This window comes from Sphingobium phenoxybenzoativorans, assembly GCF_018286635.1.
Taxonomy (GTDB): Bacteria; Pseudomonadota; Alphaproteobacteria; order Sphingomonadales; family Sphingomonadaceae; genus Sphingobium; species Sphingobium phenoxybenzoativorans.
Genome location: NZ_CP073910.1, coordinates 2,597,856 through 2,608,759 on the forward strand (window position 1 = coordinate 2,597,856; position 10,904 = coordinate 2,608,759).

The 10,904-nt window shown below is 62.0% G+C and carries 23 protein-coding genes; all 23 read right to left on the bottom strand.

What is annotated here, in order from left to right:
* Positions 1-30: 30 nt before the first annotated feature.
* Positions 31-879 (bottom strand): tyrosine-type recombinase/integrase, encoded by an 849-nt coding sequence (locus KFK14_RS12690; protein WP_212607898.1) that lies wholly within the window; start codon positions 877-879, stop codon positions 31-33.
* Positions 864-1,235 carry an excisionase family DNA-binding protein gene (locus KFK14_RS24340; protein ID WP_212607899.1) on the bottom strand — a complete coding sequence of 124 codons (372 nt, stop codon included), beginning with the start codon at positions 1,233-1,235 and terminating at the stop codon, positions 864-866. Before KFK14_RS24340 ends, KFK14_RS12690 begins: the two co-directional genes overlap by 16 nt.
* Positions 1,232-1,576: a helix-turn-helix domain-containing protein gene (locus KFK14_RS12700; RefSeq protein ID WP_246524620.1), complete on the bottom strand. Its 345-nt coding sequence runs from the start codon at positions 1,574-1,576 to the stop codon at positions 1,232-1,234. The genes KFK14_RS24340 and KFK14_RS12700 overlap by 4 nt, the downstream gene beginning before the upstream one ends.
* Positions 1,573-1,785: a hypothetical protein gene (locus KFK14_RS24035; RefSeq protein ID WP_246524621.1), complete on the bottom strand. Its 213-nt coding sequence runs from the start codon at positions 1,783-1,785 to the stop codon at positions 1,573-1,575. The genes KFK14_RS12700 and KFK14_RS24035 overlap by 4 nt, the downstream gene beginning before the upstream one ends.
* Positions 1,782-2,129 carry a hypothetical protein gene (locus KFK14_RS12705; protein ID WP_212607901.1) on the bottom strand — a complete coding sequence of 116 codons (348 nt, stop codon included), beginning with the start codon at positions 2,127-2,129 and terminating at the stop codon, positions 1,782-1,784. Before KFK14_RS12705 ends, KFK14_RS24035 begins: the two co-directional genes overlap by 4 nt.
* Positions 2,126-2,596, bottom strand: coding sequence for a hypothetical protein (locus tag KFK14_RS12710; protein ID WP_212607902.1), 471 nt, complete (start codon positions 2,594-2,596; stop codon positions 2,126-2,128). Before KFK14_RS12710 ends, KFK14_RS12705 begins: the two co-directional genes overlap by 4 nt.
* Positions 2,593-3,642 (bottom strand): phage Gp37/Gp68 family protein, encoded by a 1,050-nt coding sequence (locus KFK14_RS12715; RefSeq protein ID WP_212607903.1) that lies wholly within the window; start codon positions 3,640-3,642, stop codon positions 2,593-2,595. Before KFK14_RS12715 ends, KFK14_RS12710 begins: the two co-directional genes overlap by 4 nt.
* Positions 3,635-4,228, bottom strand: a complete 594-nt coding sequence (locus tag KFK14_RS12720) for a hypothetical protein (RefSeq protein WP_212607904.1) — start codon at positions 4,226-4,228, stop codon at positions 3,635-3,637. The genes KFK14_RS12715 and KFK14_RS12720 overlap by 8 nt, the downstream gene beginning before the upstream one ends.
* Positions 4,221-4,562 carry a hypothetical protein gene (locus KFK14_RS12725; RefSeq protein ID WP_212607905.1) on the bottom strand — a complete coding sequence of 114 codons (342 nt, stop codon included), beginning with the start codon at positions 4,560-4,562 and terminating at the stop codon, positions 4,221-4,223. The genes KFK14_RS12720 and KFK14_RS12725 overlap by 8 nt, the downstream gene beginning before the upstream one ends.
* Positions 4,559-4,762: a hypothetical protein gene (locus tag KFK14_RS12730; protein WP_212607906.1), complete on the bottom strand. Its 204-nt coding sequence runs from the start codon at positions 4,760-4,762 to the stop codon at positions 4,559-4,561. Before KFK14_RS12730 ends, KFK14_RS12725 begins: the two co-directional genes overlap by 4 nt.
* Positions 4,759-4,968, bottom strand: coding sequence for a hypothetical protein (locus tag KFK14_RS12735; protein ID WP_212607907.1), 210 nt, complete (start codon positions 4,966-4,968; stop codon positions 4,759-4,761). Before KFK14_RS12735 ends, KFK14_RS12730 begins: the two co-directional genes overlap by 4 nt.
* Positions 4,965-5,525, bottom strand: a complete 561-nt coding sequence (locus KFK14_RS12740) for a DnaJ domain-containing protein (RefSeq protein ID WP_212607908.1) — start codon at positions 5,523-5,525, stop codon at positions 4,965-4,967. Before KFK14_RS12740 ends, KFK14_RS12735 begins: the two co-directional genes overlap by 4 nt.
* The gene (locus KFK14_RS12745; protein ID WP_212607909.1) at positions 5,522-5,710 is read right to left on the bottom strand and encodes a hypothetical protein; all 189 of its coding nucleotides are present in this window, start codon (positions 5,708-5,710) and stop codon (positions 5,522-5,524) included. Before KFK14_RS12745 ends, KFK14_RS12740 begins: the two co-directional genes overlap by 4 nt.
* A complete protein-coding gene (locus KFK14_RS12750) occupies positions 5,707-5,907 on the bottom strand; it encodes a hypothetical protein (RefSeq protein WP_212607910.1) in 201 nt (66 codons plus the stop codon). The genes KFK14_RS12745 and KFK14_RS12750 overlap by 4 nt, the downstream gene beginning before the upstream one ends.
* A complete protein-coding gene (locus KFK14_RS12755; RefSeq protein ID WP_212607911.1) occupies positions 5,907-6,896 on the bottom strand; it encodes a hypothetical protein in 990 nt (329 codons plus the stop codon). The genes KFK14_RS12750 and KFK14_RS12755 overlap by 1 nt, the downstream gene beginning before the upstream one ends.
* Positions 6,897-6,921: 25 nt before the next feature.
* The gene (locus KFK14_RS12760; RefSeq protein WP_212607912.1) at positions 6,922-7,941 is read right to left on the bottom strand and encodes a recombinase RecT; all 1,020 of its coding nucleotides are present in this window, start codon (positions 7,939-7,941) and stop codon (positions 6,922-6,924) included.
* The gene (locus KFK14_RS12765; RefSeq protein ID WP_212607913.1) at positions 7,938-8,522 is read right to left on the bottom strand and encodes a 3'-5' exonuclease; all 585 of its coding nucleotides are present in this window, start codon (positions 8,520-8,522) and stop codon (positions 7,938-7,940) included. Before KFK14_RS12765 ends, KFK14_RS12760 begins: the two co-directional genes overlap by 4 nt.
* Positions 8,523-8,537: 15 nt before the next feature.
* Positions 8,538-8,876, bottom strand: a complete 339-nt coding sequence (locus tag KFK14_RS12770; RefSeq protein ID WP_212607914.1) for a hypothetical protein — start codon at positions 8,874-8,876, stop codon at positions 8,538-8,540.
* Complete coding sequence (locus tag KFK14_RS12775) at positions 8,876-9,580, bottom strand: hypothetical protein (RefSeq protein ID WP_212607915.1); 705 nt, start codon at positions 9,578-9,580, stop codon at positions 8,876-8,878. Before KFK14_RS12775 ends, KFK14_RS12770 begins: the two co-directional genes overlap by 1 nt.
* Before the next feature lie 11 nt (positions 9,581-9,591).
* Positions 9,592-9,987, bottom strand: coding sequence for a hypothetical protein (locus tag KFK14_RS12780; RefSeq protein ID WP_212607916.1), 396 nt, complete (start codon positions 9,985-9,987; stop codon positions 9,592-9,594).
* A 154-nt stretch (positions 9,988-10,141) separates the two neighbouring features.
* Entirely contained in the window at positions 10,142-10,399 is a 258-nt protein-coding gene (locus tag KFK14_RS12785; protein WP_212607917.1) for a hypothetical protein, read from the bottom strand.
* Positions 10,396-10,569, bottom strand: coding sequence for a hypothetical protein (locus KFK14_RS12790; protein ID WP_212607918.1), 174 nt, complete (start codon positions 10,567-10,569; stop codon positions 10,396-10,398). Before KFK14_RS12790 ends, KFK14_RS12785 begins: the two co-directional genes overlap by 4 nt.
* Positions 10,566-10,844, bottom strand: a complete 279-nt coding sequence (locus KFK14_RS12795; protein ID WP_212607919.1) for a hypothetical protein — start codon at positions 10,842-10,844, stop codon at positions 10,566-10,568. The genes KFK14_RS12790 and KFK14_RS12795 overlap by 4 nt, the downstream gene beginning before the upstream one ends.
* Positions 10,845-10,904: the final 60 nt, after the last annotated feature.

Genomic DNA, 10,904 nt, shown 5'->3' on the forward strand with positions numbered 1-10,904 from the left:
AATGTAGCTGTAAAGACAGTGGTCCGAAGTTCAAATTGAACCTCTTTTCTGTACCGGTTTGCGGGTGACGGCGTTGGCAACATCTCGCAGGAAATCGGGCGAAAAGCGGGCATAGTGCTTCTGAGTGGTGCGATCGTCGTCATGGCCCATGAATTGCGCCAGCTGCGTCATCGGCGCGCCGCCTTCGGCTGCCCAGACCGCCCCGGTATGTCGCAGCGTGTAGGGCGTCGCATGGACATTGCTCCTCTCGGACGCTGCCTGAAATGCTTTCTTGATGCTGGCGATCGGCTCGCCGCCCCGCTCGATCACATTGACTGAGGTCCGGCTTTTGTAGGCCGTCTGCAGCACTGGCATGAGATCGTCGCTGATCGGAACGATGGGCCGACGCTTGACCGTCTGATTTCGACCGGCAGGATTGAAGTCGATCAGGCCGCGCATGAAATTCACCCGGTCCCACGTCAGTTCCAGGATCGCGCTCGGCCGGGCCATCGTATGGATGCCGATCATTGCATAGAGCTTCGCATGAGGCGCCACGATCGCGTTCAGGAATCGATCGAATTGCTTACGCGTGAGGTGGCGGGTCTTGCGCTCCGGCTGCGGCGGAAGCCAGATCGTCGGCCGCGATAATATTTTCGTCACGTCCTTGTTGTCGATCGCCCATTGCAGGGCTGTCGAAAGCAGCATGAGTTCATATCGTGCAGTCGCGTCGGCGACTTTCCGTGTCGCCCGATAAGCTTTGGCCATCGGCTTATCGATGACGGCGGGCATGACGTTTTCCCAAAAGCCCTTCATAGCCTTCCAGGCGTCTTTGCGTCGCGGCACTGAGGGTTTGCCGTCGTCTTCGAGCGCGGTGATATATGCTGTCACGATCCGCCCCACGGTCCAGGGACTATCGTCGCTTCCTTCCCACTTAACTCGCGCTTCCGCCTTGGCGCTTTCGCGATCTCGCGACGCGAGTTGTTGACGGCGACGTTTCGGCTCGCCGTCGGCGACAGCCTCCCACCAGATGATGGCGAATCCGCCTCGGAATTTCTGGACCCGGTAGGGTTCTCCGCCGCCCCGCTGCTCTGACATCTTTCGTACCTTTCGACCTCATCCGCACCGATGCGGATAAGGACACCGACGCGCCAGGAGCGCAATTGCCCAGCGCGAATAATCTTGCGAACCACGGATTCGCTGCACTGCCAACGTGCGGCCAGGCTCTCTACCGTGTACGGGATGGCGTCCTCTGTCACCCCATCACCTCATCCGGCCGGGCGGCCACAATCGCCGCAACCCGCGCGCTCAGTTCACTGATCTCGCGCGCGACGTCATAATTCTCGGTCGCCCTCCGTCTCACCGCGGCGATGGCATGAACGACCGTGCTGTGATCGCGGCCACCGAACCGCCGCCCGATATCCGGCAGCGAATTGGGCGTAAGCTCGCGCGCCAGGAACATCGCCATCTGTCGCGGATGCGCCAATCGAGACGACCGATCCTTGCCCAGCAACTCGCCCATCTCGATCCCGAAATGGAAACAGGTCGCGCGTTGGATTTCGGACACCAGCGGGAGGCAGCGGCGAGGAAGCTGGGTCAAAACAAAATCCCCTGCACTGGGCCAGCCATGGCGGCTTCGACCTTTTTCATCCGCTCCAAATCTGCATGCATCAGTGGCCGGAATTTTTCGCGCGCCTGTTGGTTGAGCCATTCGGGGTAGGGCCAACCGGCGGGCCATTGCGTTTTCATCCAGCACGCAGCGGCGTAAGCGTTTTTGTGGATGATACGGAGGCGGGGAAGCTGGGTCATTGCTTCTCGGCCTCCATCAAGGTGACCTCTGTCATCTGGCGGCGCCGGATCAGTGCATTCAGACTTCCAATGGAACCGATGACGCGCTTGCGCCGATTGCCCCATGCAGGCGCACCGTCTGGGGCAAACCACTGGCGGTAGTAGATCGCGATCGTGCCTGATGAACTTGTTTCGACGATCTCGTGGACGGAAATCTCAAGATAGCCAAATCCCTCCTGAGGATCATCCTCCCCAGAAAATCGCCACAACTCAATCGTCAGGTCGCCGCGAAAATCAGGGGCATAATCGGTAAACATGCCGTAGCCTTCTGAGCGGTACACACCGCCTGATTTTGCGCGGATCATACCATCACCCCTTCCAGCACCTTCGCGCAGAACGAGCACGCCCGCTGCGGACTGGCCCCACGCACGCCGTCCCACTCCTTCGCGTAATCCGGGCCTTTGCCCCGGTCGCGGACATGAAAGCTGATCTGGCCGGTGGGTGCCTCGACATAGAGGACGTTACGGTGGAACTCCTGTTTCTCGTCGATCCGCCAGCCCCAGACGATGCCCAGCGCCTCGGCGTGCGCGGTCAGCACATCGACCAGATTGTCGATCGCCCACTGCTTGCGGTCATAGGCCATCGCCCGATAGGAGCCCTTGCCCCGGATGCCGCCGCGATAAACCTTCGCCCGCGCGCTGTTCTTGTTCGCGCGGAACAGGTTGAGGGCGACGATCCCGATGGGGCCGTGCTTTTCGAGCTCGGCGTAGAGCGCCTTGGTGGCGTCGCCGTTGGAGCCTTCGTAGATGGTGAGGATGTCGGCGATCGTCATGCCGGCACCCCGTTATGCTCGATGCCATCGAGGAGGCGGCCGGCGGCTTTCTTGCCGACGCGCTTCATTACATGGAGGCGTTCGCCGTGGAACCCGCACCCGCCCGCAAGGTTGAGGAAGGCGAACGAAACCGAACGTTCATAGTCGCTATACGGCCTGCGCCAATCAGGATCATCGCGGTCGCGGTCTAGGTAGCCGACCCATTCACCCCATTGTTTGAAGAGGAACGGGACTGGCGCTTCATCGCCGTGAATGGTTGCTTCGGCACACTGGCGACGTAGGTCGCGATACCAATCCGGATGCGAAGGACGTGAGCCCGACCCGCTTTCACCACCGGCTATAACCCAGTCGATCCGGTGTTGCCGGTAGGGCCCGTCGCCACAATCACCCGGAAAGCCATTTTCGCCATCGAACCAATAATGGTCTCCAGTTGTCAAAGCGTCGAACCGCCAATCGATTTCGAGGCTATCCTCCGGTTCATCAGGATATCGTGGAGCCTTGATAGAGGTCAGATCGATCGGTCCGAGCATCGGCTCGATCGATAGGAACCGCTTATGCGCCGGTACTGCTAGCAGCTTTGGAATATCCCGGTCAGCCTCTTGCTGATTGACGACGGTTGCGCCGAGCCAGACGTTCGATGGGGTGGGGCCGTCGAACGCTATTTGCAGCATTTCGGCGGCATTGCCGATGCGCTTCGTCAGCAAGAGCCAGTCTAAATCCGGAGTATCGCTGATCAGATTCGCCAAATCTGCCCGCCACATATCCTCAACCGCGTTGTCGAACACATCCGCGAGCGAGGCGCAGAACACGCGGGGCCGAATGCCCGTGCGCTTCGCCTCTGCCTGCCAAGCCAACGGCTTGCGCCAGTTAGCGGCGCTAGTCAGCCGGCGCGGTGCGCCCGGCCCCCAATTCACCGCCGTCCCGCCGCCGAAGCGCGCATTGCGAGTCTCGGCATAGCAATGGTCGCAGCCGGGGCCGACCTTCTGACAACCTTCCCATGGATTGAAGGTGTGGGTCGCCCATTCGATCTTGGTGTTTTCAGCCACCGATCAACTCCAGTTCAAGCATGTAAGGCAGGCAGGTCGCCGGACGCTTGCGCACACATCGCGCCATCGCATCTGTATCGACGTGGCGGCCGGTGACTTCGAAGAGCAACGATGCGATCTTGGCCGCTGCGATGTCCGGCGCATGGATCATCGTCTCGAACGGCAGCGAAAGTGTCCGACTCAGATCGGAACCGCCGACGAGCATCGCCCGGTCGACCGCCTTCCGCGCGATCTGCGCATCCCTGCGGACGCTCGCCTCCATTGCGCGCCGCGCTTGCCGGTCATTGCGCTGCCCGATCAGCTTCAGCATGGATTTTGCCTGCTCGACCGGATGACGGGAGAGCCAGATCAGCGCGTAATTGCTATAGCCCGGCAGCGTCCAGCGGTGTGGATCGAGAGCCTTGACCGCCCTACCTTTCGCCAGCGGTAGCCATTCAGCATAATTGCCCGGCAGTCCGGTCGCGCTGCTGTGCTCGAAGTCGGGCCAATCGCCGACGGTCGGAACGCCAGCGGCGGCAAGCATCTGCATGGTCAGCGATGATCCGCAGCGGCCGAGACCGGCGACGAGGATGATGGGTTCAACCATTCGCCGCCTCCCAATGCTTATTGAGGATGTCGGCGATCCGCTGAGCAATCTGATCCCGCTTCGCAAAGCCCTCGAAGATCAGCAACGCCGGCACGCGGAGACCGTATGACGTTCCGACCTCAGTCTTTTTCGGCTTGGGCTCGTGGTAGACCGCCCAGCCCTTCGAGCTTTCCCCGGCCGACCAGCATTTATGGTCGGCGAACGGGTCGGGTTCTTCGGCAGGCGGGCCATTGAACTGCGCGACAATCGCGGCGGCGGATTCCTCATCCGTGGCGTCGGCGAAGTGCACGCCGTCGCGCAGGACCTGTTTGCCGCAGGTGGTAAAGGTCGTCATAGCCCGGCACTCCCAAAGAGCACCGCGACCGACGTCAAAAACGCCGACCCAATAATCACCGCAGTGATGGAAATCGTCATGCGCGGAAATTCCAGCGCATCGGCCAGATCATCACCGGCGAGCATATATTCCCGAAGGCACATCACCCCGCCGAAGACGCTGGAAACCAGCGTGATCGCCGCCGCTAATATGTATATCATGGCCGGACTCCCGTGCCGCTGCAGAGGTGGCAGGGATCGCTCGAAAGCATGGACTGCCCAGCGCCTGCGCATTGCGGGCACATCTCATTGACGCGCGGGACCAGCCCGGCGAGATCAGAGGTGCAGGATTTGCAGTTGCACTCGTCGCCCATCTGGGCCGGTTCGGACGGCGCGGCCATGCGTTCGAAGAAGTAACGGATGCTCATTTAAGTCCCCTCGCTCTGGCGGCATTGAGCCGCGCCATCCAATCGGCGCTGCCGCCGGGCATGTCGGGATGCGCTTTCTTCGCCAGCGCATTGAAGGCGGCGTTGATCTGATCGTTCGTCGCCTCATGCGAGACGCCAAGGACGTCATGCCAAGGCTCTGGTGCAGGGAGTGCGGTGAAACCCTTGAACGTCTGCCGGACGATATGCAGACCGCCATGCCTTATCTCGGTGCGGCGCGCTTCGAGGATGTGATAGATCGCCTGGAGATTATCCTCCGGCTTCGGATACCTGTCGACCGCGATGCAGCGTTGTTCGCCGTCCCAGGTGAACCATGCGGCGACGCCGGTATCCTTTGGGGTCTCCAGCGCGAGACCACCGACATTGGACGACAGAACGATGTCAGTGACCGCCCGGCCGCTATCACGGGCGAATGCTTCGAGCGCGCCCTTGACGTTTTTCAATGCCGTCGAGAGGCCAGTCTTGAATTGCGATGTCGCTTTGCGCTCGGTGCGCGGCAGACCATCCGGCCATTGCAGCGGGTAAGCTGGGACTGTCATGCGATTACCTCGCAGTCATCACAAAGATGCTTCCAGACATCGCCATCGCGCACCGGCCGCCAGCCCTGCGCCTTCGCCATGTCGAGCGCGGAATCGAAGGTGAACTTTTCCGTATCCAGACTGGTCCCGCAGCCGTCGCACTGGAAATTGATCGTGTGCGTATGCTGGTTGGTGAAGGTGCTCACGCTGCCTCCTTCGGCCGATCACGCTCGGCCAAGCAGTAGAATTCCGCGAATTCCTCCCATGTCCGCTTGCCGTCACGGACCAGCAACAGGTCCGCCTGCAGATCGCGCAGCATCGCGGCGTATGCGCCGGTGTCCGACCGCCGATGTTCAATGCAATCGGCGGCTTGGCGCAGGAGGTTCGGGGCGTTGACGCGCATCAGGCCCCGCCTTGTCGGATCATTTCGAGCCGGGACTGCGCCTCGCTGCGAGGAAGGAAAAACATTCCGGCGGCGTCGATACCAAGAAGGAGAGCGCCTGCCGTTCCTGGTCCAACCTCATCCTCAAGATCGTAACCCTGCTTGCCTTCGAGATGGATTGCCCAGCCCGCGATACAATGCGCTGTGCCGCAACGACCGCTTTCATTGTGCCAGCCATCCATGATGAAATTCGCAGGGTCAGCCAGGGCGTGTTCAGCGACAGCCGCAAGCCGTGTTTTTGCGATACCGGGATCAGGCAGCGGCTTTCCTGATATGGTTTCCAGCAGCGGAGCAACGAGCGTTGCACGCGGTTCAATACGGAGGTAGCCGCCGATGCTGGTGAGTGCCGGGACATCACAGGTCGCGCCCTGCCTGACGTCGAGGTAGCCGCCGATGCTGGTGAGTGCCGGGACATCACAGGTCGCGCCCTGCCTGACGTAGAGGGAGCCGCCGATGCTGGTGAGTGCCGGGACATCATAGGTCGCGCCCTGCCTGACGTAGAGGGAGCCGCCGATGCTGGTGAGTGCCGGGACATCATAGGTCGCGCCCTCGCTGACGTCGAGGTAGCCGCCGATGCTGGTGAGTGCCGGGACATCACAGGTCGCGCCCTGCCTGACGTAGAGGGAGCCGCCGATGCTGGTGAGTGCCGGGACATCACAGGTCGCGCCCTCGCTGACGTAGAGGGAGCCGCCGATGCTGGTGAGTGCCGGGACATCACAGGTCGCGCCCTGCCTGACGTCGAGGTAGCCGCCGATGCTGGTGAGTGCCGGGACATCACAGGTCGCGCCCTGCCTGACGTCGAGGTAGCCGCCGATGCTGGTGAGTGCCGGGACATCACAGGTCGCGCCCTGCCTGACGTAGAGGGAGCCGCCGATGCTGGTGACTTTGGTGGCGTCATCTCCCTTCTGGAAGACAAGATCGCCAGTGACCTTTCCTTTATATATTGCCATTTCGATCTCCTGAAAATTCAGTGCGTCAGGCCCCGCCCAACTCGCGGACACGGGCGTTCTTGAGACCGTTCGCCCGGTTCTGGACGCTCTCCGGTGCGTGGCGCAGGACCGGCACGGTGATCTTCCAGTAGCTTTCGACGTCGATGACGGTCTCGCGGGCGTCGAGCTCGGCGTCGATCTGGCTCAGGGTCGGACCCCAATCCTTGCCGTCATCGGCTTCGGGCTCAGGTTCGGCGCCGTTGTGCGCCTCACCCATGTCCTCATCGCCTCGCCCCTCTTGGGCGGCGGTCTGTTCGGCGTCTAGGGTGCGGGCTATTTCCTCCTCCGACTGCTCAACGACTTCGGCCTCACCGTTAATGACGACCTCCGCTTCCGGCTCAGGCTCCGCCGCCCGCGTCTTGCGCGCGGCAATCGATTTGCGCGTCGGTGCCGGCGTGACGTCGCGGGCGTTTTCGAGGCCCATCTCGGCTATTTCCTCGACGGTATAGACGCCGAGCAAGACCTCCGGCGCGTAAAGGCGCGCCCACATGCGTGCGGTATAATAGCCCAGCTGCTGGCGCGGCGACGACTGCCACAAGGGGCTGTTCTTCACCTTGACCTTGCTGAATTCCTGCTCGACCGACTTGTCGCGCGGATCGGCTTTCAGGGTCGCGGTTGCCCGGCAGATCAAATCCGTGTCGGTCTGCTCATAGTCGAAGTGCATGCGGCCTTTGAGCACGCCCGACGTGTTGAGCACGGCGACGACCAACTGCGCCTCGTAGGCCATGCGGTCGTTCACGAAGTAGCTTTTCGACGCGACGGCGAACGGGTCGAGACCCCAGCGCGCCGATTGCATCAGGACCGCCAGGCAGTCGGCAGGCTTGCCGCGCAGATGCGGTGGCACGGCGAAACCGGCGGCCATCAGCTTCGCGAGCTCCATTGCCTCGCCGAACCCAGAAGGCAGGAACAGCGCGCGCGGCGCGCCAAGATCACCACTGCTGGACTCGATACCCTTGAGGGCGGCGGCGTCGAACTTGGCGAGCGGGTTTTCGGTTTGAGCGTTCATGCTACTGCCTTCTCCATCGACATGAGGTGGAAATAGATGCGGCGCGCGGCATCGACGTCCGGCCGGGCGCGGTGGGCGTTGGGAAATTCTTCGTCGAAGAAGTGGCTGATGGCCTCGCCAAGGTTCGGCCACTTCCAGTCCTCGGAGAAGCGCGGCTTCGCCTTGAGAATCTGGCAGTGGTTGGTCGATTTCCGCATGGTGCAATAGATCGGCAGCGGGTTGTCCCACTTCTCGCCACGATGCCGGGCGGCTTCGATGCGCATCATGCGGATATCAAACGACACGTTATGGCCGACGACCAGATCGGCCCGGCTGACCATGTCAAAGAAGCGATCCAGCGCCTCGGTCATCGCGATACCCTGCGCAATGGCGATCTCTGTGGTAATGCCGTGCAACCCCGCGACATCCTCCGGAATCTCGACGCCGGGATTGATGATGGCATCATAGGTGTCGATGCAGTCTTCCGGCCCGGTCCAAAGGTCGCAGGCAAGATCGACAACATATGGCTGATCGGGATGGTCGGAAGGCTCCTTCCAATTGGGAAGTCCCGTCGTCTCTACGTCGAAGATGAGAATATTCATGGGATATGTCTCCGGTTAAAAGGGGATGCAATCGCATTCGAGCGCGGGATCGCCGCAGGTCGGACACCGCCCGGCCAATATGCGTTCGGCTTCCAATTCCTTGCGTTTCCGCGCCTTGGCCTCGATCCGCCGCCAGCGTTCATCCGCGTGCTCGCGCATTGGCAGCGCGCCCATCGCCTTGAGTTCGCGGTCAACCAGATCGCGCGCCTGCTCCCGCCGGCGACCGGTTAGGAGACCGACCTGCGCATGGAGGCCGCGCAACTGGAAGATTCGGAAATTCCGCTCGTTCGCTGCCTTCTGGGCGGGAGTCCGCGTATCCTTCCGGCTGGGATCGTAGGGGCGCGTCTTGAACATCACCGCACCACCGTCGTGGTTTCGGTCGTGATCGCGATGCCCTTGATCCGAGCATCCTTGTTCCCCTTGCGCATCTCGCGCGCGACGCTGATGATCGCCGCCGTCACCTTCTCGTGGCTCAGGATTTCGAGCGGCAGCGCATAGGGATCGACGATCGTGTAGACGTCGTTCGTCCGCTCGTAATAGGACGAGCCCATGTCGGACTGGACGGCCTTGACGGGCTTGCCGCGCGCCGGTTCCTTTTTCGGCTCCTCCGGCGGGAGCTCGACGCCCAGCGATTCCGCGCGATCTTCCAGCGCCTTGCGGTCGCGCGCCGCCTGCGCATCCTTCTCCGCCTGTTCATCGGCGAGGCGCTGGCGTTCCTTCTTGTCGAACTCGGCACCGAGGGCCGCGACCTTGCGCTTGGCATTATCTAGGTCGAGAAGGATTTTGCGCGGCGCATCGCGCATGACACCGATCGCATCGTCATAGGGCTTCTGCGCTTCCTTGCGCTTCCGGTCGATCTCATCGGTGCAGGCGCGGATCATCTTGACGAGATCAGCGCACTTGCCCGCGCTTTCGGCGTCCTCGGCGCTCGCCTTCTCAGCACTGGCCAGCAACTCGGCCGCGCGCTTGAACATCGGAGCAAGGGCTTCGCTGACCTCGATGAGGGCGACTTCCTTGACGGACGGAGGGTTGTTGTGCCCGATCGGAGCGGTTGCCACGGCGGTTCCTTTCAGAAAGATGGAGGGCTGCAGTTGAGAAGGTCGATCCGCGACGACGGCTTGCCGAACGGGTCGCGCGGATCATGCGCACGCGCGTAATTCATCCGCTCGATCAGATAGATATATTCGTCGCGGTCGATTGGATTGGCCCAGCAGGCGGGCCAGACAAGGCTGTGATCCCAGAGCAAGCGCCCGCAATAGAGCACCTGCCAACGGGGCGACCGATCCAGTTCCTCGCCGCTATCGGGATCAAGCGGCTGACCATGCCAGACGGCAATTGGCCGCCAGACACCGCGCCGGATGCGATAGAGACCTGCGATGAGGCCAAGCGCGGGATTGTCTTCCAGTCCGGCGGGCTCGACGCGAAAAACGCGGCGTAGCGAATAGTCGAGAGCGGCGCGGCTCATGGGCGATCCTCCCCTTTGGGCGGACGCTCTCGCTGTTCGACATATAGCGCGACATTTCGCACGCACTCATTGAACTCTGCGCGTGAGTGCGGTGGAGCGTCGCCGCGCATGATTTCCATCGCTCGATCAATGGCCCATTGGCGAGGTTCGTGCGTCATGCGGCCCGCTCCCGGCGCAGTGCCTTAGCGGCCTGCATCCTGCGATGGACACAGATGACGGGCATATCCGCCTGGCCGTGCCAGTGGCCGCAATATTCCCCGGCAGGCTTTCCGCACGGCGCGCAGGCGATCATGTCGCGCACGTCCTCGTTGCGAAGCATGTCCATTGCCGGACCCAGGTCGCCGAACGACCGGCGCTCGATATGGTAGGACATGGCGTCCTCATGCGGCTGGGAACCTTCGTACAGGCTCATCGCGTCGCTCCCCGCCAGATGAGGAAGCAGGCAAACATGGTCAGTACGGCTTTGTTGAGCCAATAAATCGGACCGTGATCCGGGCCGTCCAGCAATATGGCGACGCCCGCCACGTTCAGAATGACGAACGTGCACATCGCCAGCGCAGTGAGGAGTCTGATGACGCTCATGCACCGAAGGCCACCGAGAGAAGGATCATCGCGCCGACGGCTGCGATAATGATCGCGGTGAAGAAATAGATACCCGCCTGCAGAAGCTGGCAGAGGATCGCGTGCTTGTAGGCGTCGCGGTCGAAACCCCAATGCCCACGCGGAAAGGTTGCCCCGTCGTCAGCCTCGACGACGACGGGGTTGGTTGAGCCGGTCAGGGGGGCAGTCGCAGCGGGGGCTTTGGGGGCTATGGGTTGCTGCGGCGAGGCATCGGCTAGGGAAAGGCGACGAAACATCTTCTCGATCTCCAGTTCACGGGAGACCGATTATCCGTATCGGACAATCCTTGCAATAGA

What these genes read in the sequence shown, in the direction of transcription:
- KFK14_RS24035 (WP_246524621.1), bottom strand. Translation starts at nt 1,785, where the DNA reads ATGACCCAGCTTCCCCGCCTCCGTATCATCCACAAAAACGCTTACGCC.
- KFK14_RS12705 (WP_212607901.1), bottom strand. Translation starts at nt 2,129, where the DNA reads ATGATCCGCGCAAAATCAGGCGGTGTGTACCGCTCAGAAGGCTACGGC.
- KFK14_RS12710 (WP_212607902.1), bottom strand. Translation starts at nt 2,596, where the DNA reads ATGACGATCGCCGACATCCTCACCATCTACGAAGGCTCCAACGGCGAC.
- KFK14_RS12720 (WP_212607904.1), bottom strand. Translation starts at nt 4,228, where the DNA reads ATGGTTGAACCCATCATCCTCGTCGCCGGTCTCGGCCGCTGCGGATCA.
- KFK14_RS12725 (WP_212607905.1), bottom strand. Translation starts at nt 4,562, where the DNA reads ATGACGACCTTTACCACCTGCGGCAAACAGGTCCTGCGCGACGGCGTG.
- KFK14_RS12730 (WP_212607906.1), bottom strand. Translation starts at nt 4,762, where the DNA reads ATGATATACATATTAGCGGCGGCGATCACGCTGGTTTCCAGCGTCTTC.
- KFK14_RS12735 (WP_212607907.1), bottom strand. Translation starts at nt 4,968, where the DNA reads ATGAGCATCCGTTACTTCTTCGAACGCATGGCCGCGCCGTCCGAACCG.
- KFK14_RS12740 (WP_212607908.1), bottom strand. Translation starts at nt 5,525, where the DNA reads ATGACAGTCCCAGCTTACCCGCTGCAATGGCCGGATGGTCTGCCGCGC.
- KFK14_RS12750 (WP_212607910.1), bottom strand. Translation starts at nt 5,907, where the DNA reads ATGCGCGTCAACGCCCCGAACCTCCTGCGCCAAGCCGCCGATTGCATT.
- KFK14_RS12755 (WP_212607911.1), bottom strand. Translation starts at nt 6,896, where the DNA reads ATGGCAATATATAAAGGAAAGGTCACTGGCGATCTTGTCTTCCAGAAG.
- KFK14_RS12760 (WP_212607912.1), bottom strand. Translation starts at nt 7,941, where the DNA reads ATGAACGCTCAAACCGAAAACCCGCTCGCCAAGTTCGACGCCGCCGCC.
- KFK14_RS12765 (WP_212607913.1), bottom strand. Translation starts at nt 8,522, where the DNA reads ATGAATATTCTCATCTTCGACGTAGAGACGACGGGACTTCCCAATTGG.
- KFK14_RS12770 (WP_212607914.1), bottom strand. Translation starts at nt 8,876, where the DNA reads ATGTTCAAGACGCGCCCCTACGATCCCAGCCGGAAGGATACGCGGACT.
- KFK14_RS12780 (WP_212607916.1), bottom strand. Translation starts at nt 9,987, where the DNA reads ATGAGCCGCGCCGCTCTCGACTATTCGCTACGCCGCGTTTTTCGCGTC.
- KFK14_RS12785 (WP_212607917.1), bottom strand. Translation starts at nt 10,399, where the DNA reads ATGAGCCTGTACGAAGGTTCCCAGCCGCATGAGGACGCCATGTCCTAC.
- KFK14_RS12790 (WP_212607918.1), bottom strand. Translation starts at nt 10,569, where the DNA reads ATGAGCGTCATCAGACTCCTCACTGCGCTGGCGATGTGCACGTTCGTC.
- KFK14_RS12795 (WP_212607919.1), bottom strand. Translation starts at nt 10,844, where the DNA reads ATGTTTCGTCGCCTTTCCCTAGCCGATGCCTCGCCGCAGCAACCCATA.